The sequence below is a fragment of the Ornithinimicrobium sp. INDO-MA30-4 genome (assembly GCF_021535045.1).
Lineage (GTDB): Bacteria > Actinomycetota > Actinomycetes > Actinomycetales > Dermatophilaceae > Ornithinicoccus.
This window is the reverse complement of the sequence record NZ_CP091056.1, coordinates 1,950,672-1,977,542: the sequence shown is the minus strand read 5'-3', so window position 1 is coordinate 1,977,542 and position 26,871 is coordinate 1,950,672. Positions and strand designations below refer to the sequence as shown.

The window sequence follows — 26,871 nt, the reverse complement described above, 5'->3', positions numbered from 1 at the left end:
TGGAAAAAAGGGTTGACGACTCGCCCATTCTGTTGGATTCTGTTCGTATCACGTTGATTCATGTTCCTTATTGATTGGCGTGCGGACCACTCAATGCCGAGTCAATGGAGGACCTATGCCGCACCCCCCAGGCAAGATGCCAAGCCCCGCCGCCCTCAGTCGATCCTCGGGAGGATTGAGCACACCGCTCTCCCGCCGAACACTCTTCAAGGGTGGCGCTGGCCTTGCAGGCCTCGCAGGTTTGTCAGCCTGTGGAGCCCCAGACCCCAATGCCGTCAGATACGGATCGCGCTCAACGGAGGCGATCCCCAAAGAAGCCTTCGACAACGTTTTCGCAGCCTTCAAGGCCGAGACCGGCCTCACGGTGGACGTGAACGCGACCGACCCCAACACCTACCAAGAGCAGATCAACTCCTATCTGCAGGGCAACCCAGATGATGTGTTCGCCTGGTTCGCCGGCTTCCGGGCCAGGTTCTTTGAAGACGTTGGGCTCGCTGCTCCGATGACCCACATTTGGGATGAGGTGGGTGACAACTTTACCGACGCATTCCGCACCGCCTGCCAAAACGAAGCAGGCCAAGAGATTGTTTTGCCGTTCTACTACTACCCCTGGGCTGTCTTCTACCGGCCCAGCGTGTTTGAGGCCAACGGCTACTCAATCCCTGAAAACCTCAGCGATTTTGAGTCGCTGTGTGAGGACATGCAGGACACAGGTCTCAACCCGATCGCCTTTGGAGCCGCCGATGGTTGGCCACAGATGGGCACCTTCGACTACCTCAACATGCGGATCAACGGCTACGACTTCCACATCGAGTTGATGGCCGGCCAGCAACGCTGGGACTCAGAAGAGGTCAAGGCCGTCTTTGAGCAGTGGAAGGACCTGCTTTCCTACCACCAGGAAGGTGCCTTGGGGCGCACCTGGCAAGAAGCTGCACAGTCCTTGCAGCAGGGGGAGAGCGGTATGTATGTGCTGGGGCTCTTCGTTAACCAGCAGTTCGCCGAGGGTGAGGACCGAGAGGACCTCGACTTCTTTAACTTTCCCGAGTTCAACCCCTCCATTGGTGCTGGAGCGGTTGAAGCACCCATTGATGGCTTCATGCTGCGCAACGACCCGGAGAACCCGGACGGTGCCGACGACCTCTTGCGGTTCTTGGCGTCGGCTCAAGCGCAACAAATCTACGTCGACACTGACCCGCAGATCGCCGCCAACGTCGAAACCGACACCAGCGGCTATGACCAGCTGCAGATTAAGTCGGCTGAGTTGGTGGCCAACGCTGACAACATTTCGCAGTTTATGGACCGAGACACTCGGCCTGACTTTGCTGCCACCGTCGCGATCCCTGAATTGCAGCGGTTCCTCGCGAACCCTGAGGCGATCACCGACATCACCAGCTCCATGCAGGCCCAAGCCGAGTCAATCTTCGGCTGAGCGCTCCTCCCACTTACTCCCAGGAGGACTCATGTCCACCCAAGCACCATCCGCGTCGCGCTCAGCGACAGATCCGCCTCCCAACAAAAAACTTGAACTACTCACAGGTCGTGACCGGGCGGTTTTGGCCGTCATGGTCATCATCCCGGCACTGTTCGTCGTTGGCCTTGTCTGGCTGCCCGCGCTGATCAGCGTGTTGCTGTCGTTTACTCGATGGAATGGCATTGGCCCGGTCAGTGACATTGATTTCGTCGGTGTGCAGAACTACGTCGACTTGGTCACGATCTATCCATCGTTCTTCCCAGCGGTGCAAAACAACCTGCTGTGGCTCGTGGTCTTCTTCTTCATCGCGACCCCGCTGGGTATGTTCATGGCCGTCCTGCTGGACCGCGAAATTCGTGGCTCCGTGTTCTATCAGAGTGCGCTCTACCTGCCGGTGGTGCTCTCACTCGCCTTGATTGGCTTCATCTGGCAGTTGATCTACTCCAATGACCAAGGCCTGCTCAACGCGGTGCTTGGCACCCAGATTGACTGGTTTGGCGACGCCGACATCAATATTTATGCGGTGCTGGTCGCTGCCTCCTGGCGACACGTCGGCTACATCATGCTGCTCTATTTAGCAGGTCTGAAGGGTGTTGACCCCGCGCTGCGCGAAGCTGCCGCGATGGATGGAGCAAGCGAAGCTCGCACCTTCTTCAGCGTGATCTTCCCGGCGATGCGACCCATCAACGTGGTCGTCTTGGTGATCACCGTGATTGAGGCCTTGCGTGCCTTCGACATTGTGTGGGTGATCAATAAGGGGCGAAATGGCCTTGAGTTGCTCAGTTCGCTCACCGTCTCCAATGTCATCGGTGAAGCTTCCCGCGTGGGCTTCGGCTCCGCTATCGCAACGATCATGCTGCTCTTCAGCCTGGTCTTCATTGTGATCTACATGATTTCGATCTATGGAGAAAGGGAGAACCGATGAGCACTGCCACAGTGACAAAGGACCCCGAGGTCAGGGTTGCCCAGAAGCGCAAACTCACGCCCACCCGAGTGCTGCTGTATGTCTTCCTCACGTCAATGGCGATTGCCTGGCTGTTCCCAGTGTTTTGGGCGGCCTACAACTCCTTCCGTGACTACGCCTACACGGCGCAAAACGGCTATGTGTCCTTCGGCGGGTTCACGCTCGACAACTACGTCAAGGCTTGGGCTGATGGAAACTTCGCCCAGTTGTTCTTGAACTCGGCGATCATCACGATCCCGGCTGTGATTGTCACGCTGTTCTTCTCGACGATGGCTGCCTTCGTGCTGGCCAGGTTCAGCTTTTGGTTCAACCTGCCGATGCTGATCTTGTTCACGGCCGCCAACTTGCTGCCACAGCAGGCTTTGCTCATCCCGCTGTTCCGGATGTTCCGTGAGGTCGGCATGCTCGACAACTATCTGTCGGTCATCGTGGTGCACATAGCCTTCCAAACCGGTTTTTGCACCTTCGTGCTGAGCAACTTCATGAAGGCACTACCGCAGTCGCTCACCGAAGCAGCCCTGGTCGATGGGGCCAGCGTCTGGCGTCAGTACTGGCAGATCATCTTGCCGCTCTGTCGTGCGCCGCTAGCAGCCCTTGGCGTTCTGCAAGTGACCTGGATCTACAACGACTTCTTTTGGGCCGTTGCCTTCCTGACCAGCGGCGACAAGTTCCCGATTACCTCGGGACTGCAGAACCTGCGCGGTCAGTTCTTCACTGACTACAACCTACTGAGTGCTGGGTCGATCATGGTTGCCATTCCGACCATCGTGATCTTCTTCGTCCTGCAGAAGCAGTTCGTTTCCGGCCTGACCCTCGGCGCAGACAAGGGCTAATGTTCAGATGACGACAACGACACCAGTGAGGGATCGCGTGACTGTTGCTTTGCGAGCAAACGGGGTCAGTTTGGTTTTGCAGGACGAGCCAAACCAGTTGCCCGAGATCGTGCACTGGTCCCGATCTAGGTGTCGAGGGTGCTGGTGGTGTTGAGGCGCTGATGAAGGCTTCAACACCGCCTGTTCCCCGCAGCGCTTTCGACAAGCCAGTTGCGCTGCGGTTGCTGCCTCTCGAGGTTGACGGCTGGTCAGGAAGGCCTGGCCTGGCCGCTCATCGCAGTGGTGCGGCATTCTCGCCGAGTTGGTCTGACGTGCAGGTGCACCAGGTTGATGCCCAAACGGCGAGCATTGAGGCGACTGATGAGTCCTTCGGTTTGGGATTGAACACCGAGGTCAGGCTCGACGATGCGGGCATCTTGATCATCAATCACCACGTCACCAACCTCGCCGACGGGGTTATCGACCTGGCTGGTCTGATGTCTGTCGCGCCGATTCCACCGACGGCGTCGGAGGTGCTAGACCTCACCGGTCGCTGGTGCGGGGAGCGGCGCATCCAGCGCAGCGACCTGCAGATGGGGGGCCGGATTCGGGAGTCACGCCGTGGGCGGTCTGGGCATGACTCAGCCTTTGTAATGGTGGCTGGCGAACCAGGATTCACCGAACGCCACGGCGAGGTTTTCGCTACGCACGTGGCTTGGTCCGGTGACCATCTACATGGTCGATCGGCTCCCGGAAGGGGCCGGCCGACATGCGGGGATTTTGGGCGGAGGCGAGTTGATCCGACCTGGAGAAGTCCGCCTCAAGACCGACGAGACATACTCGGCCCCGCCGGTGCTTTTTGCCTGGAGCGATCAAGGTCTTGACGGCTTGAGCGACCGGTTCCACCAGCACTTGCGGGCCCGGACCAATCACCCGCAAACTGTCCGCCCGGTGACGCTCAACACGTGGGAAGCAATCTATTTTGACCACGACATGGAGCGGCTAGGGCCCATCATTGACGCTGCCGCCGAGATCGGCGTGGAGCGCATTGTGCTCGACGATGGCTGGTTCACCGGACGCCGCGATGACACTGCTGGACTGGGTGACTGGGCCGTAGATGCTCAGGTCTGGCCCCAAGGGTTAGCGCCCTACGCGGAGCGCGTCCGATCACACGGTATGCAGGTGGGCCTGTGGGTAGAGCCCGAGATGGTCAACCTCGATTCCGATCTCGCGCGGGAACATCCCGACTGGGTTTTGCGGCACCTGAGCGCACCAGCACCAAAGAGTGGCGGTTCCAGCAGGTGTTGGACCTCAGCAACCCGGGTGCCTACGAGCACGTGCTCTCTCAGCTCGACACCGTGCTGACGAACTGCGAGATCGACTATCTGAAGTGGGACCACAACCGCGACCTGATTGAGGCGCTGGATGTTGACGGGCAACCCGCTGTCCGCCGCCAAACGCTAGCGACGTATGCGCTGATGGATGAGTTAGTAGCCCGTCACCCGGGCTTGGAGATTGAGTCGTGTGCTTCAGGTGGCGGACGCGTCGACCTTGGCATCTTGGAGCACACGGTGCGGGTGTGGGCCAGTGACTCCAATGACCCGTTGGAGCGACAGAGCATTCAGCGCTGGACCGGGCTCTTGCTGCCCCCGGAGCTCGTCGGCACCCACGTGGGCCCGACCACGTCGCATACCTCAGGTCGGGTCACTGACCTCGACTTTAGATGCCTGACTGCGCTGTGGGGTCACGCCGGTATCGAATGGGACATCACCAAAATCAGTGATGAAGAACGATCCCGCCTGGCCGGCTGGATATCTCTGCACAAGCGCTTGCGACCATTGCTGCACGCCGGGCGGACCATCCGGGGCCCAGAGCTGGACGGGGCTTGGCTGCATGGCGTCGTCTCGCACGATCAAACGCACGGAGCCTTCTCCTACGTCCGGCTCGTTAGCGGCGCTGCCGCGATGCCAGGGCTGGTGCGGCTGCACGGGTTGGACCCCAAGCGGACGTATGCGGTTCGCGCCCTCGATGTCACAGGCCGCGACGAGGTGCGTATCGCCGGACAGGCAGCGGCCACGCCACCCTGGACCCGCCACGGTGTGACCTTGTCGGGAGATGCCTTGATGCGTCGTGGTCTAGCGATGCCCGTGCTCGACCCGATGGCTGGCTTGCTGTTTGAAGTCAGCGCAACCGATCACGAAGGACGCTGAGAGCTGCAGTAATGCCAGTGCTCAAGGTTGGCTCGATGTCGGGCGCGAAGAACGGCGAATGGTTGGACGGGACCGGGTCATTGCCGTCGATAACCTCGGCAGGCATGCCACCAAAGAACCAATAAACACCCGGCACGTTGATGGCCTGCGGTAGGTGGCCGAAGTCCTCGCTGCCCATCCGGGCTGGGACGGTGCTGACTTGCTCATGGCCCAGGGCTTCGCTGAGGACCTGCACGGTTCTGGCCGTTTCGTCTGGTTCGTTGACCAGCAGCGGGAAGCGGTAGAGCTCGCGAATGGTTGGCGCCGGGGCCCCTGAGGCGGTGGCTTCGGCTGCCAGCACACGCCGCAACGCGGTCAGCACCTCTGATCGGACACCCTCATTAAGGGCGCGCACATTGATCGTGAAGTGCGCGTCCGCGGGGATGATGTTTTCCTTGAGGCCAGCCCAGACTTTGGCCACGGTCACTACAGCAGAGTCTTGAGCGGCGACTTCGCGCGAAACGACACTCTGTAGCCGAACAATCATGTGCGACATCAGCAAGACCGGGTCAATCGTGTCTTGTGGGCTGGACCCGTGGCCGCCGCGACCGTGCACCGTGACTTCCCAGGAGTCGGCCATTGCCATCGCTGGGCCAGAAGTCAACTCCACCGTGCCGGCCAGTCCTGGCCACACGTGTTGACCGAAGACGACCTCGGGCCGGGGCAGGGCATCCCAGAGACCGTCGGCCACCATGGCCGCGGCTCCAGCGCTGGTTTCTTCGCCAGGCTGGAAGATAAAGATCACGGTTCCCCGCCAGGAGTCGGTGTCCTGGGCTAGCACCGTGGCCGCTCCGATTGCGGCGGCAATGTGCATGTCGTGACCGCACGCATGCATCACCGGCACCTCAGTGCCATCGGGGAGCGTGCCCGTCGCGGTGCTCGCGTAGTCCAGACCAGTGTCTTCGGCTAACGGAAGGGCATCGATGTCGGCACGGAACGCCGCGACGGGGCCCGGCCCGTTAGCAAGGACCGCAGCCAAGCCGGTCCCGCCGTGCCGCGTGACGGCATACCCCAGGGCGGTCATTCGCTCTTCGATCAGCGCGGACGTGTCGTGCTCAGCCATGGACAACTCGGGGCTGGCATGGAGTTGGCGGTAGAGGTCATGCAGATCGCCGAGGAGTTCAGCGTTAATCGGTGTGCTCATGTCTGAGCAGTCCTCCAATAGTTGTCGTTACGTCTGAATGACCTTTACGGTCCCCCGCAATGGCGCTCGAGCTAAGTGCGACTGCTGGTGGGCTCTCGCTGCAACTCCGCCGTCTTCTGAAGCTTGTAGACCCCGAGATCGTCAGCTCCGTTACGCGTACCCGAGAGACCAGCCGCTTCAACTGCGAGAGCGATGAGCCTTGAGGAGACAGACTCGGGTAAGACCCTGATGGCCTTATCCAGCAACGCGCCGATCTGGGCAAAACCGTCACGGGACCGGACTGCCACAGCCAGGAGGTTGACGGCGTTCTGCCATACCCACGCGGAGCACGAACTGGGTGGTGCGTTGCGACGCTGCATCTCTGGATGTTTGAGGTAAAAGAGGCGTTTCGAGGCTCCCGAAACGAAGGCGCGCGGCACTCGTGTCGACGTGCTGGTAGAGGGACCGCGATGCTCAATCTCGAGGGCGGGCTCGACAATAATTCGGAGGCCGAGTTTGTGCAGTCGATATCCCAGTTCGGAGTCCTGGCCGTAGACGAAGTCGGGGTCGAAACCACCCGCCCTCAATATGAGATCCCGGGGTGCTGAGTTATTGGCGGCCCAACCGATCCAGTTCGCGTTTTCTGGTCGCGCGTACGCCGCTGCGAGGCTTCGTCGATTTGCCGAGCGTCCATAGGCTTCGGCATAGGCGTTGTTTGGAAAGACATCGCGGGTGGGGCCAATCACGCCGGTTGGCTGGGAACTCCCGTGGTGGACCATGTGGCCACTCACGAAGTTCGGTCCCGGCGTGAGGTCGTCGTCACACCGAATCACGATGCGCCCACGCGCATTTTCAAAGCCTGCGTTCATGGCGTGGGTGACACCTTGGGGCAGCTTGTGGACTAACACTCGAAGGGGGAGAGTGTTTGTGTAGGTCTCCAGGATGTGTTCGCTATCGTCAAGCTGACCGTCAACGACTACTAGGACCTCCCATGCCCCCGAGTAGTCCTGGGCTGAGAGAGCATCAAGAAGCTGCGGCAAGCGGTGTTCCCCGCGATGAGTAGGAATGATCACCGTGCACTCGGTGGGAGTTGTCTGAACTGGGTTGGACAATGCAACTCCCTATTCGTTGGGTGGCGGGCCAGCCGGGTTAGGGCTGGAGTGCCGATGACGCCGCCGGGCAGAGCATCCTACGGAGGCAGGCTACCGGCTCACGCGTCGCCCGTCGTGGAAGCAGGATCCTAGGAGCCTTCTCTACATTTCAGCGTTGATGGGTGTCACGATTCTCCAGTCCCTTCAGGAGTTGTGGGCCGGCTTCAATGACTTGCACCTCGTCCGCCAACATCACGGCGTTGTCGTTGAAGGCGGCCAACACGGCAGCAATAACTGCGTGCTGTGCTTCGCGGGTTTCGAATTGCCGCGCCCCAGACCAAAAGCGCATCTCGACGGTCAAGGCACCCTTGTTTAGCTCAGTCAACAGGGCCTGCGGCTGCGGCGTTGCCAACACCTCGGGCAGGTCGGACATGGCCTCAACGGCGATGCGCTGGGTGCGCGCGGGGTCTGCTTCGGCGTCCACCTGCACGGTCACACTCGTCCGGACTGCCTCATAGCCAGTCTGCACAGTGACCACATCGGAATGCATGACCTGGTTGGGCACCAATACTTGGCGGCCATCAAAGGTGCGCACGGTCGTGCTGTTGAGCGAGATGTCGGTGACTTCACCGCGTACATCACGAACGGCGATCTGATCGCCGACGGTGTAGGAGCCACGAGCCAAAATGACGATGCCAGCGAACATGTTGCCCAGCACGGTCTGGAAGGCGATACCAGCCGCGATCGAGATGACTCCAACGCCGCCGAGGATGTCCACGGGTTGGACGCTCGGAAAGATGAGCGTCATCGCAGTGAGGAAGCCGAGGAGCAGGATGCCCCACTGCACCAATTTGCTGAAAACGTCGACAGCGCTGGGGCCTGCACCGCGCCAACGCAGGTATGCCTTGGCGACGTAGCGCGCGGCATAGCCCAAGATGACTGCGGCAACGAACGCCCCGGCACCTAGGCTGAGCGTCTCCCACGAGACGGGCGGCAACCCTAGGGATTCGGTGACCCCGGTGACGACGACATTTGGTGTGTCTGACAGGTCGGACTCATCCGGTGCCGGGGTGGTGCTACTCATTATTCTTTGCGGCTAAGGCGCAGGCTGGCGTACCCCCGGCAGCATGCCGCGATTTTCTGCCACCCACTGATAGACCACCTCGGCCACTTGGTCGATCACTGGCAAGCTCAGCACGGCACCAAACGGGACCGCCAAGGGCGGCCATCAAGCAGGGCCGCGCGATCGCCCGGTGCCCGGCATGCACTGATCCGTCTGCGCGCACGTATTGCGCCGCGGCGTCGCAGTCGGCTTCGGTCAGCCCGTAGGCGTCAAGATCCAGGTGCTGATACGGCTCGATCGCGAAGTGCTTGAGTGGGTCGAAGACCCGGCGGAGCACGTTGGAGGACGTCGTGCAGAATCCGCAATCCCCATCGAAGATGAAGACTGGCTTGGGAGAATTGTCTGCTGCCATACGCCATACCTTGGCATAGCGGTGTGATGGTCTGGCAAGGCGCTCGCTAATGTTCGTTGGTATGCAGCTGGCCAGGGTTGTCGAGGCGTCGCAAGAGCTTGCCCAAACTTCGTCCCGAAAGGGCAAGGTTGAGGCTGTGGCGCAGGTTCTGCGTGAGGCCGTTTCCGAGCCGGCCGTGGTGCCCGTGGTGACTGACTACCTGTCGGGGGTGTTACCCCAACGCCGGATTGGGGTGAGTTGGCGCTCGCTGCGGGAGTTGCCGCCACCGGCGCACCAACCCAACCTCGGAGTTGCCGAGGTCGATCAGACCTTCTCGGCGATAGGGCAATGCGGGGTGCTGGCTCCCAGTCTTTGCGGCGTGAGGCGCTGGATGTGCTGTTTGCTCGTGCCACGGCAGCGGAACAGAAGTGGCTGCGGGGCCTTTGACGGGTGAGGTCAGGCAAGGCGCAGGCGACGGCATCATGATTCAGGCGATCACTGCCGCCTCTGGGGTGGCTGACGCGGTGGTCCGTCGAGCGGTGATGATCGCCGGTTTTGCTGCGCCGGTGGCGGCGATTGCGATGAGCCAAGACAGCCCGACTGCCGCGCGGCAAGCCCTGGAACAAGTCACTCTGCAGGTCGGCAGGCCTCTTCGGCCGATGCTGGCGGCCGCGGCTCCGAGTGCCGCGGAGGCGATTGAGGCGCTGCAACCGCAGGGCGGCGACGTTGCGGTGGAAGCCAAGCTCGATGGCATCAGGATCCAGGCCCATGTCGATCACCGTGAAGACACAGTCGTGCGCCTCTTCACCCGAACTCTTGACGACATCACCGATCGACTGCCTGAAGTGGTGGATACCTTGGCCGCGTTGCCGCTGGAGCAGGCAGTTTTTGATGGTGAAGTGATTGCTCAGCGCGCAGATGGCAGCCCTGAGCCCTTCCAAGTCACGGGCGCTCGCACAGCCAGCAGTGCCGATGTGGCTCAATTGCGCGAGCAGGTGCCGCTGACCACGTATCTCTTTGACGTGTTGCACCTCAATGGCGAAGACCTGCTTGACCAAGGCGGCGCCGAGCGCTGGAAATGGTTGGCGCAGGTAGCCCCAAACCTGATGGTGCCTCGGTTGGTGACGTCGGACTCTGAGGCCGCCCAAGGCTTTTTCGCCGAACTGGTCGCAGTCGGCCAAGAAGGCGTGGTGCTGAAGTCGATCGATCAGCCCTACGCTGCCGGACGCCGGGGTGCGGGGTGGATCAAGTGAAGCCTCGGCATACCTATGACCTGGTCGTTGTTGCCGTCGAGCAAGGCAGCGGTCGGCGCAAAGGTTGGCTGTCCAACATCCACTTGGCGGCGCGGGGTGAGGACGGTGAGCTGGTGATGGTGGGCAAGACGTTCAAGGGGATGACGGACGAAATGCTGGCCTGGCAGACGCGACGCTTCACCGAATTGGCGATAAATACCGATGGGTATGTCGTGCAGGTGCGCCCAGAGCAGGTGGTGGAAATTGCGATTGACGGAGTCCAGCGGTCGACGCGCTACCCCGGAGGCCTAGCTCTGCGATTCGCGCGAGTGTTGCGCTACCGCGATGACAAGCCTGTTTCGGAGATCGCGACCTTGAGTGACTTGCGGAGGCTCAACCACTAGGCTGACTAGATGACCTTGCCGATCAGTGTGATCATCACCGCGCACAATGCTGCCGGGGTGATCACCAAGCAACTCGCGGCGCTGGATGCACAGGTGGCACAGGCCAATGGCGAAATTGTCGTGGCTGACAACAAGTCAACGGATGACACTGCGTCGGTGGTTACAGCGTGGGCCCAACAGTCTCAGGCGGCTGTCCGGGTGATCCCGGCTTCGGGGCGGATGGGCATTAGCCACGGTCGCAACCAAGGCGCGTTGGCTTCCCTTGGTGAAGCGCTAGCGTTCGTAGACGCCGACGATGAGGTGCAGCCAGGCTGGATCGAGAGCGCACTTCTTGGCCTGGAAACGCACCATCTGGTGAAGGGGAAGACCTGGTGGCCTGGGCCAAACGGTGAACTGCGCGGCAGGCTAGTGAATGCCCGCGGCCAACTCTCGGGTGGCAACTTTGCCATCAAGCGGGAGGTGTTCTTCGCGATTGGCGGGTTCGATGAATCCCTGCCGCGTTACGGCGGGGAGGACACTCTTTTGACGTTGCGCGCCAAGCAAGAAGGTGTGCGGATGACCACCGGAACGGGGATGCATCTTGCTTTTAATCCGACCCGGACAACACTTCGATTGCTGCCCAAATTGATGCGGAGTGGGATGGCCGAGACGGTGATTTGGTCCCGCCACCCGGGCTACTTCAACAAGCCGCTCAATGGCCGCACGGTCGCTCTGGATATTGCTGTGCTTCCGCCCTACTTTCTCACCCAGATGGTGAACAAGAAGGGGGTCTCGGCGCGATCACTCGTGCGCACCAGCGTCACGACGGTGGGCCACTTTACGGCTACCTCCGGCTAGTCCGTCCCGGCAAGGTGGTCGAGCCCATCGATATTGGGCCCGACCCCAGGATAAAAGACCAGAGCTAGTTCTTTTCCCCGCGCACGAAACGCATCCCGCGACCCCAGTTGCCTACTGAGTCCAGCAACTCAGTCACCAAACGGTCCTGGTGGGGACGCGGCGCAGCGACACCGTCCTTCATGTCTTCACGCAGCGTCAGACTCACGGTGGCGCGAACCGTGGCCAGGCTCAACTGACCCAAGACCAAACGCAAGGCGTGCGCCGAGCGGACGCCACCGGTGCCACCGTAGGAAATGATTCCAGCTGATTTGTCGGCCCACTCGGAGTGGAGGTAGTCGATGGCGTTCTTCAACGATGCGGGCATTGAACTGTTGTATTCAGGGGTCACGAACACGAAGCCGTCATATTGTGCGATGGTCCGCGACCACTTCTTGGCGTGTGGGGTGGTGTACTCACCGCCACCAGCGGGCGCTGGCTCGTTCAGGAGTGGCAAGTCGAAGTCGACCAGGTCGAGCAGGTCCACGCTCATGTCGTCGCGGCCCTGGGCCATTTCGTGCGCCCACTGAGCAAAGCCCGGGCCAATCCGGTTGGGGCGGGTGCTGCCAATAATCATCGCGATGCGTAGAGGCTCCATGTTGGACATTGTGCGGCACAACGGCTCCCGAATGCCATCCACGTGGGCCAGCCGTATGCTGGCGAGGAGTAGGCAACCCCTGAAGGAGTCAACGATGACCAATATCGCCCACAACTTGTCCCGCACCGCGTCTGAGCACCCAGACCAGCCGGCAATCATCCTCGATGCGCACCGCGCGAGCTATGCAGAGATAGAAGGTGCCGCGGCCAAGATGGCCACCTGGTTGAGCGATCAGGAGTGGCTGCTGGCGACCGTGTTGCCCTGATGCTGCCCAACTTGCCCGCTTTTCCGGTGATCTATTACGGCGCGCTGCGCCTTGGTGCGATTGTGGTGCCGATGAATCCGCTGTTTAAGCGGCGCGAGATTGAGTTCTACCTGCAGGACGCGCAAGCCAAACTTATCTTTGCGATGCCCGGCGAGGAAGTAACCGCAGCGGCTGAAGCCACCGGGGCTACCCACGTGCCGGTCGGCTTGGAAGGTGTTGGACACCTGCTCGCAGAGATGGATCCGACCGCTGAAATCGCTGAGCGTGCAGGCAGCGACACGGCCGTCATTCTCTACACCTCAGGCACCACGGGGCGGCCCAAGGGTGCTGAGTTGTCACACGACAACCTGGAGACCAATCAGCACAAGACCGCCGCCAACCTGCTTCACCTCAGCACCGAAGACATGGTGATGGGCTGTCTGCCGCTCTTCCACGTCTTTGGCATGACCTGTGGCATGAACGCTGCCTTCGCCAACGGTTCGACGTTGACGATGATCCCACGCTTTGACCCGGCCAAAGCTCTTGAGGTCATTGAGCGCGACAAGGTGACTGTGTTTGAGGGCGTCCCCACGATGTATGGCGCGTTGCTGGCTGCTGCTGCGGCTGCAGAAACCGAGCCAGACCTGTCCAGCCTGCGGACGTCGGTATGCGGTGGCTCTTCATTGCCTGTTGAGGTGCTGCGCAAGTTTGAAGAGCACTTCGGCTGCGTCATTCTTGAGGGCTACGGCCTCTCAGAGACCAGCCCGGTCGCCTCATTCAACCACCCAGACAAAGAGCGCAAGGCAGGCTCGATTGGCACCCCGATTGAAGGGGTCGAGATGAAGCTGGCCCAACTCGATGGGTCGGACACAACGGAGGGTGAGATCGGCGAGATCTGCATCCGCGGCGAGAACATCATGACGGGCTATTGGGGTCGCGAAGACGCGACTGCCGACGCTATTGACGACGATGGGTGGTTCCACTCAGGCGACCTGGGCACCAAGGATGATGACGGGTACTACTTCGTGGTCGATCGGATGAAGGACATGATCAACCGTGGTGGCCTCAACGTGTACCCCGCGAGGTCGAAGAAGTCCTCTACGAGCACCCCGCCGTCGCGGAGGTGGCTGTCGTGGGTCGCCCCCACCCCGAGTTGGGCGAAGAAATCGCTGCGTATGTCGTGCTCGCTCCGGACCAGAAGGCCACCGGTGAAGAGATCAGTGCCTACGTGAAAGAGCGGGTCGCCCCTATAAGTACCCCCGCGACGTTCACTTCATTGAGGCGTTGCCCAAGGGCGCAACCGGCAAGATCCTCAAGCGCGAACTGAAGGACTAGCTAATCTCTCTATCTTTTGCCCTTCCCAGTGTCTGTCGCTAGTAACGGGCCGGGGAAGGTTCAGGCTCAATCACTCAGTGGAAGGGGAATGCACGCTACCTCAATCGAGTCGCTTGGGTGACAAATAGACTTGGCGAAGAGAATCCAAGAAAGCCTGCTGACCGAAAACTTGTAGCGCTTTCCCGCGGGTTATCTTTGCGTGCTCAAAGGCTGAATCAGGGTCACGCAGCGCTTCAATGACGTATCTGGCAAACTCTCTCGGCGTGTCAGCCACGCCTGCAAACCAGTCATGGGTCCCGATACCTTCAGCTCCCACGGTGGTTGAGACGACCGGCAGCCCACGAACGATAGGCTCCACAGTCTTGAACTTCACGCCAGCGCCGGACAGCAGTGGCACCACGGTGAGGCTGACACTGTCGTACGCGTCATCGAGCCGCTCGACGAAACCGACTACCTGGACACCATCAGTATTTTGTAGGTGCTGCATTAGGTCAGCTGGCATACCGGCGCCAGCGACGCGAAGGGTAGTAGCGGGAGCCGACTGCCGCACGACGGGCCATACGCGGTCAACAAACCACCGAAGACCTTGCTGATTCTCTGCCCTAGCAAAGTATGCGAGGAATAGCACCACCGAGGCGGAGGGAGGGGATTGCAGAGGCTCATTGCCGCTGGCCAGTGGTGGCGGCACGACGACGATATGGTTTTTGGTCAAGGCTGGGTCCAACAGTTTGCGGTCTTTCTCGCTGAAAACCACGACAGCATCGGCGACAGCGACAACTCGATGCTCAAATATTCGGGCGATGTGATGGCGCACCCTCCACCTCACCTTCTCCTTTTTACTCTGAGCCGCATCATGCCGCCTACTGAAAGACTGCGAGGTGACGTCGTGAAAAGTGACGACGGTCTTGGCATCCTTGTTAAGCACGCGAAGAGTGACCAGCCGCGTCCATGCGGTCCACTGAAAGTCCAAAACGTCGGCCTCCGCGACAGTCCGACGGACTCGGCGGTTGAGCCAGATATCCAGTGCCGCGGGCAGGTATGCGGTGTCTGGATCGATCCTCTTCAGAGCGCCGAATGCCCGATAAGTCAAGGTCTGTAGGTGGCTGTCTATCCGGCCCACTAGCGAGAACTCGGCGGCATGGCGGGGATCCTCCAGGGCTCGGTCATTCGAGGGGTAGGGAGGCACAAGATAGGTGACGTGGGCGCCCAATGCCTCGGTCAGTGCCAGGTGAAGACGCCAGACGTAATTCCCCCCGGCATGCTGGATACCCGCGTGCGGTAGGACAGGGGTGATGGAGCAGATCCGCAATGTGTTAGCAGGCAAAATACGGCTCCTTTGTGTTGGACGCCCGAGCGTCGGCGGCAACAACCATTGAAAATCTATCAACGCAATTACCGTCGGCCCGCGCGGCTGGCAGGGTTCGGGTCTGTAGCATCGTGAAGCATAATGGTCTTCTATGGAGCCACCTTCTATTGCGGTTATCATCCCGGTTCGAGATGGCGCAAAACTTATTCATCGCCAACTCGCTGCCTTGAAGGCTCAGTCCCACAAGGACTTCGAGATTGTGGTGAGCGATAACGGTTCGACCGATGACACTGTGGCGGTGGTGCAGCGCCAGCAGTCGGAGTTCAAGTCACTGCGATGTGTGGACTCTAGCGGCACCCCTGGCGTTGCCCACGCGAGGAATGTAGGCATCGCTTCGACCGAGGCGGAGATCGTCTTGATTTGTGACGCGGACGACGCGGTTTCGCAGACTTGGGTGGAAGCACACGTCGACACCCTCCGCGAGTTTGATGCCAGCACGGGTCCGCTATGCCTCACGGTCGAGGGTGAACTGACAGGGTCGACGTGGTTCAACGAGGCAGTCCCCGTCTCCCTGGGGCATAAGAGCTATTCGCCTGGGTGCAACATGGGCTTCAGAAAGGCCGTACTCAATGCAGTTGGCCCCTTCGACGAGACATTGAGGCGAGGTCAAGAAGACGTTGATTATGGTTGGCGTCTAGTTGTTCTTCCCCGTGAGGTTGTGAACGCGGTCTGAGGGTGTTTGGCCGTCGATGCCGGTGTGGGGTCTGTGGTGATTGTAGTGATGGATCCAGTCTTGGTAGGTCGCTGCTCGGTCTTCGTCGCTCGCGTATGAGGCGGCGTAGGCCCACTCGGCAGCGAGGGTGCGGTTGAAGCGTTCGACTTTGCCGTTGGTCTGGGGCCGGTAGGGCCGAGTCCATCGGTGTTTGATCGTGCCGAGCGCAGCAGCGAAGTCGCGGGAGCGGTAGCAGGAGCCGTTGTCGGTCATCACGGCCGTCACCGTGATCCCCGCGGCTTGAAGAACGCGTTGGCGCGTTCCCAGAACGCGGAGGCGGTCTCTTTGCGTTCGTCGTCGAGGATCTCCGAATAGGCCAGCCGGGAGTGGTCGTCGACGGCGTGGTGGAGGAACGCGTAGCCGCGTCCCTTCTTCTTGTTGTTGCGGTTCCCGGCTTGCCGCCCCAACATGCGATGCCCGCCCCCGTCGGGGATGCGGCCCTGCTTCTTGATATCCACGTGCACGAGCTGACCCGGCTCAGCGAGCTCGTAACGGATCGGCTTCGCCCTCCGCACCCGGACACCGCTCGACTGATCGATATGGGTCAGCAACGGCATCCGAAAGCGGGCGAGGACCCGTCCGACAGTTGATCGATGCAGCCGGAGATGAAACGCGATCCGGTGCGGTCCCCACCGGCGGTTGACCCGCAATCCGACGATTCGCCGTTCGACGCGCTGCGGGAGACGCGAGGGCGACGTCCGGGGTCGGGAGCTGCGATCGACCAAGGATGCCCCGACCCGATAGCGGTCGGCCCACCGTTTCGCCGTCGCCGGTGAACACTGAAACCGTTCCGCGGCCCGACGAAGGGACCAACCCCGATCAACGATCAGGACCGCGAGACGACGACGCCCTTCCGGCGTCAAGGGAGCGTTAGCGGAGTCACGAAGACCTCCGTGTTTGGACAGTGAGTGTGGTAACCCACATCCTGCACGGAGGTCTTCGCTATCTCAGACGTTCACAACCTGCCGGGGAAGAACATCTAGTCGGCGAGGGGTTCACGATTGGGCACTCCACGGAGGCCGCCGTCGCCTACGAGCAGCGCCCAGGCATGCCCAGTCGGATAAAGCAGCAATTCCGGTATGGACGGGCGCTCGTAGATCTCTACTCCAAGCATGCGGATGCTGGCATTCGAAATCAGTCCTTGAAGTGGCGAGCGAGGTGGTGGTTGGAGTTCGGGAAGCAGGTTGGGCGCCACCCCCGGCGCAACGCCTCAAATGGCGTGGTCCGGGCTGCCTTCCAGGCGGGCCGTATCTGGGAGTCCGCACGGCAGGGCATCAAGACGCCAATGAATTGAACACTTGCGAGGCCACTTCAGACTCGTTCAGCGAAAGGATGCAACCAATTTCCGACGATCATGTCACGCGTAGGCCGACCGACTACCCCCTTGTGACCGGCGTCCCCGGGTCAGTGTGATCATGGCGGTCTATAACGGCGAGCCTTTCGTCGCTGAGGCCATCCAAAGGGTTCTGGATCAATCCTTCGGCCATTTCGAATTGGTCATTGTTGATGACGGATCCACTGATGAAGCTCCCCGCACGCTGATGAGCTTTGCCGACTCAAGGATTAGAGTCATCACCCTGGAAAGTAACGTCGGCAGAACTCTCGCGTTTGATCGCGGCCTCAAGGAGGCAAAGGGTGAATATGTCGGTTTCATAGGTGCGGACGATGTTGTCCTGCCAAATTGGTTGGCGGCCCTGTTGGGGGTCTTGGATGCGGATCCCAAACTCGACCTCGTGTCCTGCTTCATGGAACGGGTGACAGTAGAGGGCCGACGGACCGGTGAACTGGTTGTGGGACCAGAGAAACACGAAGACGTAGTGGCTGGCTTGCTCCTCGGGCCAAACATTAGCCACGGCGGAGCGATTGGGCGCGCTGCTGTTCTCGTTCCCGCAGGCTTCACTTCTCCGCGGTGGGTCGCCGAAGATTACTATCTTTGGGCACAGTTGTTGCTCGCAGGCTCCCGATTCTCCAACGTTTCGGAAGTCTTCTACCTGTACCGTCAGCACGAGCGGCAAGTAACTCGGAGTGAAAAACCTGCAATGTATGAGGCTCATCGCGAGATTCAGGGCATTCTAGTTGACGGGCTGTGGCCCAGTGCTACGGCTGAGGAACGGGCTGAAATTGTTGAGTGGTTGTACTGGACCTTCTGTGTCCGGCAGCCCTCGAGTGTCCAGGACCCGATGGTCATGGACCGTGCGCTTCGAGTCACTCGCTACCTCATTGAGAATCGTCCTGACAACGTTTCAGAGGCAGTGGTGCAGGGTTGGCGGCAACGAACGATAGATCAGGATTTGATCGCGTGGGGAGGCCGAGTAAGCATTGGGCCACTCTTAGGTGCGGCTTCTGAGATCCCGCTTCGAAGGTTGCCCCGTGTTCTCGCGCGATCGATAGGAGCTTTTGCTCGCGCGAACCGGCCGGACTCTCGGGCGTAAGTTCCGGCGGGGCCGGTGCACCCGGCGTGTGCGAAAATAGCAGCGAGGCTGCAGTATTTCTCGCAGTCGCGGCGTAAGCCCTTGCGATCTCAGTTCGATATCCGCAGTTGTGACCCGCAGCCAATGACAGTGAAGAGTTTGATGAAGCGCAGACGCAAAGCCGGAATTGCTGAGATAGCGAAGGACATCAGGGGTCTCCGGCATATATTCACGCTAGTTCCATGGCGCATGCGTTGGCGCGCCATCGGCCTATTGGCCATGGCTTCAATTGCCGCCCTTCTTGACATCGTTGCCGTCCTCATGATGTTGCCACTGATGCAAATCTTGACAACTCCGGGCGAATTGCCCGCGAACGTTGAGCGGTACGTCGTGCCCGTCCTGGGTACTGACAACCGTGCGTCGGTTCTGCTTGGTGTTGCCTCGCTCGTCACCTTTGCCTTCATCCTGAAAAACGCCGCCATGATCGGTATTCGCTGGTGGAGTCTGGGCATCGCGAACAATGCTCAAGCGGCAGCCCAAGCAGAATTGCTACGGCGTTACCTCTCGGCGCCGTATGCGGCGCATCGTCAACGATCCAAGGCCACTATCTTGCAGGCAGTGAGCGGCGCCATCCCCTTGGCGCTTACCCGCGTCATGCAGGGGTACATTACTGTCTTAGTGTACGGCCTCACGGTATTAGGATTGTTTTTAGCCCTGTTGTTCGTCGCACCTTTAGGGTCACTGGCGGCCCTCGTTATATTCGGCGGTACAGCTCTTTTGATATCGCGTTTCCTCAAGCCGCGAGCGCTAAGAAATGCTCATCGAGCGCTAGAAGTCGACACTGAGGCTTGGAGGGTGCTCAATCCGGCAATCGAGGGCTTTCGTGAGTCACGGCTTCTTCGCAAAGAGGCTTATTTCGCCGATGAATATAGCGGAAATCGTGAGCGGGGTGCCAGGCTGGGTCAGGTCCAGGGGATCCTCGGGGAATTACCGAAGTATTTGTTGGAAATCGTAATGGTTCTGGGTATCTTCATCGTGGCGCTTGTTCTTTTTGGCACGGCTGATGAAGCACGCGCGTTCGGACTACTTGCAATGTTTGCGGCTGCCAGCATCAGGATTATTCCTTCACTAAATATTGTGGTTGCCACATACAATGGCATCGTTGTTGGGCGCCCTTCGTTGGGCCTTGTCATTGGCGAGTTGGAGGCTTTAGAGCACGATGCATCGACAAGCCGGCACGCCAATGAACAGCAGGTAGACATCGCTCCAGCTGACATCGTTGTGTCGGAACTTAGTTATCGCTACCCAGACGGCGATGGAGATGTGCTCAGCGACGTCACCGTCACCATTCCGGTAGGTACGACGATAGCCCTCGTGGGTAGTTCTGGCGCAGGAAGACAACCTTCGCCGACATATTGGCGGGCCTTTTGGCTGCAACCGCTGGCTCGGTCGTGGTGGACGGTCGGGACGTGGCTGACTATCCGAGGTCTTGGCTCAGGAATGTGGCAATGGTTTCTCAAAAAGTTTACCTTTGGGAAACGACGTTGAAGCGCCTGATTACTTTTGGAGAGCCGGACGATGAGGTGGATGAAGTTCGTCTAGCGGCTGCGCTGAGAGATGCCCAGCTGGATGCCTATATTGCTTCTTTGCCGAAGGGGCTCGAGACGATGATCGGTGAAGCAGGCGCTCGTCTTTCGGGTGGACAAGCTCAGCGAGTGGGTATAGCGCGAGCCCTTTACGCGAACCCCATGGTGCTGATCCTCGACGAGGCAACGAGTGCCCTTGATAATGAAACTGAGCATGAAATAAGCAAAACGATTGATGCCCTGCGGGGAAAGATAACGGTGGTAGTCATCGCACATAGGCTTTCAACGGTAAAGAATGCTGATGAGATCCTCTTCTTTTCAGAGGGTCGCCTCAAGAGTCGGGGGACTATGCAGCAACTACGCGTCAAGGATGCTGAGTTCGCTCGTCTGGTTGAACTCGGGTCGCTGGCCTGATGGCTTCCGTGAGTGCTTTGGTGACGGTCGGTATTGTTGCCTTTAATCACGCCGAATTTATTGTAGATGCTCTTGAGTCGACTCTGCGCGAGGAAAGCTGCCGGGTCATCGTGGCCGATGATGCATCCACGGATGGCACCCAGGGTGTCGTCCGGAAGTGGCTTCTTGGGTTAAGCGACCAAGACGCTATGCGATTCACCTTGGTTTTCAACGATGACAATGTTGGGCTTAACGCGACGCTCAATCTTGTATTTGCCGAAGTGACCACTCCTACTTCGTCTATCTCGCGGGCGATGACTGGCATTTGGAGGGTCGGCTCTCGCGCCAGGTTGAACTCATGGAATCCACTGGTGCCGTTCTTTCATACGGAAACGCACTGAGGGCGAACCGAGATGGCCAATTCTTCCGCGAGGATTTCTATCAGCGCCACCCCCTATGGCGAGCTAGGGTGGGGAGTGAAGACCCCGTTCGAGTTCTTTTGGAGCAGGGTAACTGGATTGCTGCTCCTACTGTCATGTTCAGGGCCGATACCCTGCGTCATATAGGTGCCTTTGATGAGTCGATTGCTTACGAAGACTTTGATACCTATGTACGAATGGCGCATGCCGGAGATCTAGTCTTTGTGGAGGGTGATGCTCTGGCTGTCCACCGTGAGTTGGATAGCAGCCTCGGAGTCCAGATCTTCAGGCCTAACAGTTTGCGATGGATAGAGTCGATCGCCCGAACGGAACTAAAGATGTTGGCGGCTAGACCAGACCTTGCCGAGGGGGTCGCCGAAAGAACCTATGTGAGGGTTTTGCAGGCCAGCAAGGTAGGGGCCAATCGGCGTTGGGTTACCAAGTCGATGAAGACCTTGCGGCCGTATCTCAAAGGGCGCAGCAGACGAACGTGGATACTGCACCGTGTCATCGTTGGGTTCAGAGGTAGTTAGAGCCAACCGCGATCGCGGGCAATCATGGCGGCTTCCACCCGCGTGGAGGCCGCCGTTTTTGTGATAGCTGATGATAGATAGTTGCGCACGGTGCCAGCGCTGAGGTGCAGGGTTGCCGCGATCTCAGTGACGGGGACGCCGCCCAGGGCCGCGCGCAGCACGTCGCGCTCGCGGTCGGTCAGGGGTTGGCTCCACCGGCCAGGGACTCGGTGGCCAACGCGGGGTCGACAACGCGGCCGCCGGCAAAGATCCTGCGCACGGCTTGGGCCAATTCGTCCGCGGGGGTGTCTTTGACGATGAACCCGCTAGCACCCGCCTCTAGCGCTCGCCGCAGATAGCCGGGGCGGCCAAAGGTAGTGACGATCAACGACTTCACCTGCGGGTATGCGGTGCGCAAGGCGGCAGCGGTAGCGATGCCATCGAGTCCTGGCATCTCCACATCAAGCAGGCACATCGGGTTGGTGTTCGGCAACGGCTGCCACCACTTCATCGCCTCGACCGACTTGGGCCACGACTTCGAGGTCGGGCTCAAGCGACAACAGCGCAGCAAGAGCGCCGCGAACCAGGGCCTGGTCGTCGGCGAGCAACAGTTTGATCGCTGGGCCGCCACTGGTGTCGCTGCTCATCAGAGAGTTACCTCCACTCGGGTGCCGGGCCCATCGGAGTTGTCGCGCAGGACCAATGTGCCCCCAGCAGCATCGACTCTCTCACGCAGCCCCGCAGACCGTTGCCTTCGGTGCGGCCGGTGAGGCCAGACCCGTCGTCGACCACGACGAGTTGGCCAGCGCTCAACGACACCGAGCAATTCTCGGCGCCAGAGTGCCTGGCGACGTTCGTCACTGCCTCGCGCAGCGCCCAGGCCAGCACTGTGCGGTTTTGTGGCTCTACGACGTTCGGGTCATCTGGCACGTCGGCAGTGATGTCGGCTGATACCAGTATTTCCCGAGCGGAGCGCAACTCATCGGGCAGCCACGCGACCCGCAGTCCCTGCACCGAGGCCCGGACTTCAGAGAGCGCCTTGCGGCTGATTTCGTGAATCTGCCGGACTTCCTCGGCGGCCGAGTCTGGCTGGACCGCAATAGCTTTTCGGCCAGCTCTGACTTCAACGAAATGATCGTCAGACTGTGCCCCAGGATGTCGTGGATGTCGCGAGCCATCCGTTCTCGCTCAGCGCTCCGGTCAGCCTCCCGCTGGAGTTCTTGTTTTGCTCCTGCTGACCGTCAAGGATGCGCGGCAGCCCAGTGACGAGAGCGATGCCCCCGTTGAGCAAGAGCATGGTCCACGCCTGCGGATCCAGGAAAATGATGACGCCAAGCGTGTAGCCGAGGGCGCCAACGGTCACGGTGAGCGAAAACCGGACACTGGTGTTGTACCAACTGAACGAGATGACGAAGGGGGCCATTGCCGGGACGATCCAGATGAATCCCCGAGGCCGGTCAACATCCCAACTCCCAAGATGCACAAGCCCATGGCCGTCGCATACTTGGGTTGCATCGTGCCGAAGCGCCAAACAAAGCCATGCACGTAGAAGCCTGCAAAAACTGCGACGAGGCCGAGCGCCAGCGCTCGCTGCCAGCCATCCGTGACTTCCAGGATGCCAGCGATGCTAAAGATCAAGAACGGCAGCCAGATGACTGCCATGAGCCAGCCCCAGCGGTCCCACCCAGTTTGCTTGGCCGGAGCGTCGGCTGCGGACTCGATCGTCTCGTGGCTCACTGCCGGCCCCGGCCCCGACGTACGAGCCAGGTCGCCAAAGCCGCGAAGATCAGAGTCCATACGACGACATTAACGACAGGGATCCAGAGCGCCTCTTCGGTGACGACACCATCGACCCCGACGGAGAAGCCTTCGGTCAGGGGGTAGCGAGCCAAGGCGATGTAGCCATACAGCGGCGTGAACTTCGCGAAAGTCAGCAGCGCCCCGCTCAGCGGGAAGAAGATATTGCCGAGGAAGGCAAGAATCACCAGCGAGCCACTGGCCGCGCTGACCGCTGCCTCTGAGCGGAAGGCCAGACCAAAAATGAGGCCATAGAGAGCGAACATGATCGCGCCGACCACAAGGATCAGCAGGCTGAGCAGCCACACCTGCAGTGAGTCTCCTTGGCCCCGGTCACGAGACCGGCAATATAGACTAACCCAATCGGGATGCAGCAGATCATCAGCGCCACGGCTGACTTGATGGCCACAAAGCCGCCGTCCCCTAAGGGGGTCAAACCGAGTTGGCGGCCCCAGCCCTGCATCCGCTCAACGGCCGCCATGCCCCCGATGCCTGCTGTAGCCGTGACTGCCCCATAGCCAGCCATCGAAATCATGATGTACATCGCGACATTTCCGTTGCCTGCTGTGAGGTCGGAGTAGTCCTGCGAAGCACCGAAGATGATGTAGAAGAACACCGGTAGTAGAGCCGTGAAGAACATCGTCACCGGGTCGCGCAAGATGCGTAGTAGTTCAATCTTCAGGAATGTGGTGTTCATGCCACTGCCTCACTGTCGTTAGTCGTGCTGTCGTTGGCGGTGTTGTCATCAGAGTCGGCTTGATCCCCGGTGATCGACACAAAGGCCGACTCCAACGATCCGGTGGTGATCTCAAGGTCATGGCCACCGAGGTCGGTCAGCAGTCGACGAGCGACGGCATCGGAATCGGTTGAAGCGACGCTCACTCGCTGACCTTCGGTGCTGACGTTGCTTACTTCGGTCATCGACTCCAGCGTTGCGACGACATCAGGCAACGTCTCAGCGTCAACCGCAGCGGTCACGGTGCGCCCACTCGCGCGAGCTCGGATCTCTTCGGTGCTCCCGTCGGCCACGATTTTCCCGCGCGCCATCAACACAATGCGTTGGGCAAAGGCGTCGGCCTCTTCGAGGTAGTGGGTCGCGAAGATGATGGTGCGCCCAGCGGCGGCCTCGACATGCATAGTCTTCAAAAGTCACGCCGGGCACCGACATCCATGCCTGCTGTTGGCTCATCCAAAATCAGCAGATCGGGGTCGGGAAGCAGGGCTAGCGCAAACCGCAAGCGTTGCTGCTCACCGCCTGAGCACTTCGACACCTTGCGCCTTGCCAGGTCCGTCAGGCCGGCGCGCTCCATGACGTGATCCACCCCGGGTGGTTAACAAATGTCGAGGCGACCATCTGGATCGTTTCGCGCACGGTGAGGTCGCGCAGCAAACCCCGGTCTGCAGCACTGCCGAGACCCTGCCAGCGTGCACGGCTGCGCGAGGGTCTGCCCCATACACGGAAGCCTTGCCGGTGCTTGGGGCGGTCAGCCCCAGGATCATGTCGATCGTCGTCGTTTTGCCAGCGCCGTTAGGCCCCAGCAGAGCAACGATCTGACCGGCTGCAATTTCGAGGTTGAGGTCACGGACTGCGGAGAAATTGCCGTCCTTGGTTTTAAAGGACTTTGTCACTTCGGCGAGGCTGACCGCTGTTGGTTGATTCATAACCGCCACGCTATGGCGATCTCTGCGCAGGCGGTAGGGGCGTAGTTGCATCATCCAGACATGACGAATGTCATGGTGAATCGCTCGGTTTGGCCGGGACTTGCAGACCCGACGGATCGGTGCGATGGCCGGCGAGAATGATTTTGCGAAAGATCGAGTCGCTTTAGCGACGTATCATTCACTCACTATGATTGCCCCTGCGTCCTTGCCAGGCCTTTCGGTCGTGATTCCCCACTACGGGGACCCAAAACCGACCCTCGGCTTGATCGACGCCCTCATGGGACAGGCATACTCGGGCGATTTGCAGATTATTGTTGCGGACGATGCCTCGCCAGTGCCGTTTTGCTACGACGGTGAAAGCTCTTTGGTGCAGGTCGTGACGCGCCCCAGCAATGGTGGATTTGGCTCGGCAGTGAACTCCGGCGCTGCCGTCGCAAATCTTGAGTTGCTGCTAATCCTCAACAGCGATGTTGAGTTTGCTGCTGGGTTCCTTGCCGACTTTGTGACCCAGTCGTCCCCATGGATGCCCGCAGTGGCCAGCCCCGGTGGTGGGTCGTGGCGGCGAGTATCAATGGGTTGGCCGACACTTCCCGACCATTGCGCACCAAAGCGCCGAGTGGCTCACTCCACTGGCCAGGCTGCGATCGACCAAAGCTATGCACAAAGCCGTCGGCCACGACACCGCCACTGACGCCTCGACTGTTACCCCGACAGACTGGGTGGTGGGAGCCTGCATGCTGCTTCCCCGCGATTCCTTTGAGCAGGCCAGCGGCTTTGACGAGGGCTACTTCATGAACTCCGAAGAGATCGATCTACAGCGCCGGCTGCGCGCGGTCGGCATCCCTTCGATCGTGGTCGGTTCGATCACCCTGACCCATCAGGGCGGCGGCTCCTCCGATCCGCTGCGGCGGCGCCAATGGCTCGTGAAGTCGCGCGAACGCTACGCGCAAAATGGGGACACCCGCTGGCCTTGAAGGCAGCCCTGAGCGCTGCAACCGGTGTCAACTTGGCGTGGAACACGACTCGACGATTGCGGGGGTCGATGTTGATCCGTTGGCTGTCGCGCGGACTGAAAAACGACTCATCTGGAGGAAGGATCAATCGTGAAGATCCTGATTACTGGCGGTGTCGGATTCATCGGCCAGCATCTGGCTCGCCTGCTTATCGCCCAAGGTGACGAAGTCATTGCCCTCGACTCCCTGCACAACCAAGTCCACCTCGACCCCGAGGGTGCCAGTGCGGCGTTCCCGGGTGAAGTGTTTGTTGGCGACGTTTCGGAGGCTTCTGCCTGGGTAAACCTGCCAGATGTTGACGCGGTGGTGCACCTGGCTGCGGAGACCGGCACTGGCCAGTCCATGTATGAGCAGGATCGCTATCACCGCGTCAATGTCGAGGGCACCCGGCTAGCAGCCCAATGGGCCGTCGCTCACCAGGCGCCGCTGATGTCAATGAGTTCTCGTGCCGTCTATGGGCACGGAGGGTTTCTGTGCGAGAAGCACGGCATGGGGCACGGGGAGCCGTGCTGCGACCTGGCCCGTCCCGTGGCTTCCACCGAAGGCGACCCGCACCTGCCGGTGTCGGTCTATGGCGAGACCAAGTCATTGGGCGAAACAGTCGCCTTTGACATCGCTCAGGGCCACATCCCGTTGACGGTGATCCGCCCACAAAACGTGATTGGCCCAGGTCAAGCCCTGCACAACCCCTACACGGGCGTGCTCGCTGCTTTCTTGGCGCGGTTGCGCGAAGGGCGACCGATCTCGGTGTACGGCGACGGGTCGCAGACGCGCGACTTCGTCCATGTTCAGGATTTGGCGGCCCTGATTTCCTGGGCTATCCACCAACACGACGATGTTGGGGAGCCGCTAGTGCTGAACAGTGGTACCGGCGAGCGCACCACTTTTGCAATTGGCTGAGTATGCGATGGCTGGCTCCCCTGGAGTGCAGGTGCCGGTTGAGCATGTTGCCGTGACCCGGGCCGGGGACATCGACCATGCGGCCGCTGACCTCGGTAATTCCCGGTCAGCGGGAGCGCCAGCGCCGCAGTGGTCAACCGCAGCAGCGGTGGCTGACTTCATTGGCTGGTCGTGGGATAAGCCAGGGGCACAGTCGACCGTCTGGGATGACGCGTTGACTGAGCTTTCCCAGCGTGGGCTTACCCAGTGA

31 protein-coding genes and 5 pseudogenes are annotated in these 26,871 nt (G+C 60.3%); 21 read left to right on the top strand and 15 right to left on the bottom strand.

Going from position 1 to position 26,871, the window contains the following annotated elements; all coding sequences use genetic code 11:
• Positions 1-115 precede the first annotated feature (115 nt).
• The 6 genes from L0A91_RS11865 (at position 116) to L0A91_RS17590 (ending at position 5,457) form a co-directional block, all read left to right on the top strand.
• Positions 116-1,429, top strand: a complete 1,314-nt coding sequence (locus L0A91_RS11865; RefSeq protein ID WP_235244621.1) for an ABC transporter substrate-binding protein — start codon at positions 116-118, stop codon at positions 1,427-1,429.
• A gap of 31 nt (positions 1,430-1,460) precedes the next feature.
• A complete protein-coding gene (locus L0A91_RS11860) occupies positions 1,461-2,396 on the top strand; it encodes a carbohydrate ABC transporter permease (RefSeq protein WP_235244620.1) in 936 nt (311 codons plus the stop codon).
• Positions 2,393-3,268 carry a carbohydrate ABC transporter permease gene (locus L0A91_RS11855; protein ID WP_235244619.1) on the top strand — a complete coding sequence of 292 codons (876 nt, stop codon included), beginning with the start codon at positions 2,393-2,395 and terminating at the stop codon, positions 3,266-3,268. Before L0A91_RS11860 ends, L0A91_RS11855 begins: the two co-directional genes overlap by 4 nt.
• 161 nt (positions 3,269-3,429) lie before the next feature.
• The gene (locus L0A91_RS11850; RefSeq protein ID WP_235244618.1) at positions 3,430-4,131 is read left to right on the top strand and encodes a glycoside hydrolase family 36 N-terminal domain-containing protein; all 702 of its coding nucleotides are present in this window, start codon (positions 3,430-3,432) and stop codon (positions 4,129-4,131) included.
• A gap of 4 nt (positions 4,132-4,135) precedes the next feature.
• Entirely contained in the window at positions 4,136-4,612 is a 477-nt protein-coding gene (locus tag L0A91_RS17595) for an alpha-galactosidase (protein ID WP_260115207.1), read from the top strand.
• Positions 4,585-5,457 carry an alpha-galactosidase gene (locus L0A91_RS17590; protein ID WP_397333719.1) on the top strand — a complete coding sequence of 291 codons (873 nt, stop codon included), beginning with the start codon at positions 4,585-4,587 and terminating at the stop codon, positions 5,455-5,457. The genes L0A91_RS17595 and L0A91_RS17590 overlap by 28 nt, the downstream gene beginning before the upstream one ends.
• Here L0A91_RS17590 and L0A91_RS11835 read toward each other — a convergent pair.
• The 4 genes from L0A91_RS11835 to L0A91_RS11820 form a co-directional block, all read right to left on the bottom strand.
• Positions 5,429-6,640, bottom strand: coding sequence for an amidohydrolase (locus tag L0A91_RS11835; protein WP_235244617.1), 1,212 nt, complete (start codon positions 6,638-6,640; stop codon positions 5,429-5,431). The genes L0A91_RS17590 and L0A91_RS11835 overlap by 29 nt on opposite strands.
• A gap of 71 nt (positions 6,641-6,711) precedes the next feature.
• Positions 6,712-7,731, bottom strand: coding sequence for a glycosyltransferase family 2 protein (locus tag L0A91_RS11830; RefSeq protein ID WP_235244616.1), 1,020 nt, complete (start codon positions 7,729-7,731; stop codon positions 6,712-6,714).
• Between the two features lie 148 nt (positions 7,732-7,879).
• Positions 7,880-8,794 (bottom strand): mechanosensitive ion channel family protein, encoded by a 915-nt coding sequence (locus L0A91_RS11825; protein WP_235244615.1) that lies wholly within the window; start codon positions 8,792-8,794, stop codon positions 7,880-7,882.
• Entirely contained in the window at positions 8,787-9,185 is a 399-nt protein-coding gene (locus tag L0A91_RS11820; protein ID WP_235244614.1) for a thiol-disulfide oxidoreductase DCC family protein, read from the bottom strand. The genes L0A91_RS11825 and L0A91_RS11820 overlap by 8 nt, the downstream gene beginning before the upstream one ends.
• 136 nt (positions 9,186-9,321) lie before the next feature.
• Between L0A91_RS11820 and L0A91_RS19100 the strand changes: the two genes are divergently transcribed.
• Genes L0A91_RS19100 through L0A91_RS11810 form a run of 4 tightly spaced genes read left to right on the top strand, consistent with a single transcriptional unit; the run spans position 9,322 to position 11,637 of the window.
• Positions 9,322-9,618, top strand: coding sequence for a hypothetical protein (locus L0A91_RS19100; RefSeq protein ID WP_311197808.1), 297 nt, complete (start codon positions 9,322-9,324; stop codon positions 9,616-9,618).
• 28 nt (positions 9,619-9,646) lie between these two features.
• Positions 9,647-10,417 (top strand): RNA ligase family protein, encoded by a 771-nt coding sequence (locus L0A91_RS19095; protein WP_311197807.1) that lies wholly within the window; start codon positions 9,647-9,649, stop codon positions 10,415-10,417.
• A complete protein-coding gene (locus L0A91_RS19090) occupies positions 10,414-10,800 on the top strand; it encodes a hypothetical protein (protein ID WP_311197806.1) in 387 nt (128 codons plus the stop codon). Before L0A91_RS19095 ends, L0A91_RS19090 begins: the two co-directional genes overlap by 4 nt.
• Positions 10,801-10,809: 9 nt before the next feature.
• Positions 10,810-11,637, top strand: coding sequence for a glycosyltransferase family 2 protein (locus L0A91_RS11810; RefSeq protein WP_235244612.1), 828 nt, complete (start codon positions 10,810-10,812; stop codon positions 11,635-11,637).
• A gap of 64 nt (positions 11,638-11,701) precedes the next feature.
• Here L0A91_RS11810 and L0A91_RS11805 read toward each other — a convergent pair whose 3' ends face one another.
• Positions 11,702-12,313 (bottom strand): NADPH-dependent FMN reductase, encoded by a 612-nt coding sequence (locus L0A91_RS11805; protein ID WP_311197805.1) that lies wholly within the window; start codon positions 12,311-12,313, stop codon positions 11,702-11,704.
• Between the two features lie 52 nt (positions 12,314-12,365).
• On the opposite strand from L0A91_RS11805, the pseudogene L0A91_RS11800 reads away from it, so the two are divergent.
• A pseudogene (locus tag L0A91_RS11800) lies at positions 12,366-13,850 on the top strand (long-chain fatty acid--CoA ligase).
• A gap of 100 nt (positions 13,851-13,950) precedes the next feature.
• Here the strand turns inward: L0A91_RS11800 and L0A91_RS11795 are convergent.
• Positions 13,951-15,174, bottom strand: coding sequence for a glycosyltransferase (locus tag L0A91_RS11795; protein ID WP_235244611.1), 1,224 nt, complete (start codon positions 15,172-15,174; stop codon positions 13,951-13,953).
• 133 nt (positions 15,175-15,307) lie between these two features.
• On the opposite strand from L0A91_RS11795, the gene L0A91_RS11790 reads away from it, so the two are divergent.
• On the top strand, positions 15,308-15,889 hold the full coding sequence (locus tag L0A91_RS11790; RefSeq protein ID WP_235244609.1) for a glycosyltransferase family 2 protein: 582 nt from the start codon (positions 15,308-15,310) through the stop codon (positions 15,887-15,889).
• Here the strand turns inward: L0A91_RS11790 and L0A91_RS11785 are convergent.
• Positions 15,851-16,833, bottom strand: a pseudogene (locus L0A91_RS11785) (IS481 family transposase). The gene L0A91_RS11790 and the pseudogene L0A91_RS11785 sit on opposite strands and share 39 nt — an antisense overlap.
• Between L0A91_RS11785 and L0A91_RS11780 the strand changes: the two are divergent.
• From L0A91_RS11780 to L0A91_RS11760, 5 genes are all read left to right on the top strand, one after another.
• Positions 16,833-17,222, top strand: a complete 390-nt coding sequence (locus L0A91_RS11780; protein WP_235244607.1) for a hypothetical protein — start codon at positions 16,833-16,835, stop codon at positions 17,220-17,222. The pseudogene L0A91_RS11785 and the gene L0A91_RS11780 overlap by 1 nt on opposite strands.
• A gap of 121 nt (positions 17,223-17,343) precedes the next feature.
• Positions 17,344-18,360 (top strand): glycosyltransferase, encoded by a 1,017-nt coding sequence (locus tag L0A91_RS11775; RefSeq protein WP_235244605.1) that lies wholly within the window; start codon positions 17,344-17,346, stop codon positions 18,358-18,360.
• Between the two features lie 228 nt (positions 18,361-18,588).
• Complete coding sequence (locus tag L0A91_RS11770) at positions 18,589-19,887, top strand: hypothetical protein (protein WP_235244603.1); 1,299 nt, start codon at positions 18,589-18,591, stop codon at positions 19,885-19,887.
• Positions 19,791-20,339: an ATP-binding cassette domain-containing protein gene (locus L0A91_RS11765; RefSeq protein ID WP_311197801.1), complete on the top strand. Its 549-nt coding sequence runs from the start codon at positions 19,791-19,793 to the stop codon at positions 20,337-20,339. The genes L0A91_RS11770 and L0A91_RS11765 overlap by 97 nt, the downstream gene beginning before the upstream one ends.
• Positions 20,339-20,719, top strand: coding sequence for a glycosyltransferase (locus L0A91_RS11760; protein ID WP_235244601.1), 381 nt, complete (start codon positions 20,339-20,341; stop codon positions 20,717-20,719). The genes L0A91_RS11765 and L0A91_RS11760 overlap by 1 nt, the downstream gene beginning before the upstream one ends.
• A 547-nt stretch (positions 20,720-21,266) precedes the next feature.
• Here L0A91_RS11760 and L0A91_RS11755 read toward each other — a convergent pair.
• The 8 genes and pseudogenes from L0A91_RS11755 to L0A91_RS11725 form a co-directional block, all read right to left on the bottom strand.
• A pseudogene (locus L0A91_RS11755) lies at positions 21,267-21,896 on the bottom strand (response regulator).
• A gap of 7 nt (positions 21,897-21,903) precedes the next feature.
• The gene (locus tag L0A91_RS11750; RefSeq protein ID WP_235244600.1) at positions 21,904-22,263 is read right to left on the bottom strand and encodes a hypothetical protein; all 360 of its coding nucleotides are present in this window, start codon (positions 22,261-22,263) and stop codon (positions 21,904-21,906) included.
• 45 nt (positions 22,264-22,308) lie between these two features.
• Positions 22,309-22,427 (bottom strand): annotated as a pseudogene (locus L0A91_RS19965) (histidine kinase); the annotation flags it as partial.
• On the bottom strand, positions 22,388-22,612 hold the full coding sequence (locus tag L0A91_RS11745; RefSeq protein ID WP_235244599.1) for a hypothetical protein: 225 nt from the start codon (positions 22,610-22,612) through the stop codon (positions 22,388-22,390). The gene L0A91_RS11745 and the pseudogene L0A91_RS19965, both read right to left, overlap by 40 nt.
• Positions 22,609-22,986 carry a hypothetical protein gene (locus L0A91_RS11740; RefSeq protein WP_235244598.1) on the bottom strand — a complete coding sequence of 126 codons (378 nt, stop codon included), beginning with the start codon at positions 22,984-22,986 and terminating at the stop codon, positions 22,609-22,611. Before L0A91_RS11740 ends, L0A91_RS11745 begins: the two co-directional genes overlap by 4 nt.
• Positions 22,983-23,354, bottom strand: coding sequence for a hypothetical protein (locus tag L0A91_RS11735; RefSeq protein WP_235244597.1), 372 nt, complete (start codon positions 23,352-23,354; stop codon positions 22,983-22,985). The genes L0A91_RS11740 and L0A91_RS11735 overlap by 4 nt, the downstream gene beginning before the upstream one ends.
• The gene (locus tag L0A91_RS11730; protein ID WP_235244595.1) at positions 23,333-23,743 is read right to left on the bottom strand and encodes a hypothetical protein; all 411 of its coding nucleotides are present in this window, start codon (positions 23,741-23,743) and stop codon (positions 23,333-23,335) included. Before L0A91_RS11730 ends, L0A91_RS11735 begins: the two co-directional genes overlap by 22 nt.
• Positions 23,740-24,708: pseudogene (locus L0A91_RS11725) on the bottom strand (ABC transporter ATP-binding protein). Before L0A91_RS11725 ends, L0A91_RS11730 begins: the two are co-directional and overlap by 4 nt.
• A 277-nt stretch (positions 24,709-24,985) precedes the next feature.
• Here L0A91_RS11725 and L0A91_RS11720 point away from each other — a divergent pair.
• From L0A91_RS11720 to L0A91_RS11705, 4 genes are all read left to right on the top strand, one after another.
• Complete coding sequence (locus tag L0A91_RS11720; RefSeq protein ID WP_235244594.1) at positions 24,986-25,399, top strand: glycosyltransferase family 2 protein; 414 nt, start codon at positions 24,986-24,988, stop codon at positions 25,397-25,399.
• A gap of 43 nt (positions 25,400-25,442) precedes the next feature.
• Positions 25,443-25,682, top strand: a complete 240-nt coding sequence (locus L0A91_RS11715) for a glycosyltransferase family 2 protein (RefSeq protein WP_235244593.1) — start codon at positions 25,443-25,445, stop codon at positions 25,680-25,682.
• A 129-nt stretch (positions 25,683-25,811) separates the two neighbouring features.
• A complete protein-coding gene (locus tag L0A91_RS11710) occupies positions 25,812-26,621 on the top strand; it encodes an NAD(P)-dependent oxidoreductase (RefSeq protein WP_235244592.1) in 810 nt (269 codons plus the stop codon).
• Positions 26,608-26,871, top strand: coding sequence for a hypothetical protein (locus L0A91_RS11705; protein ID WP_235244591.1), 264 nt, complete (start codon positions 26,608-26,610; stop codon positions 26,869-26,871). Before L0A91_RS11710 ends, L0A91_RS11705 begins: the two co-directional genes overlap by 14 nt.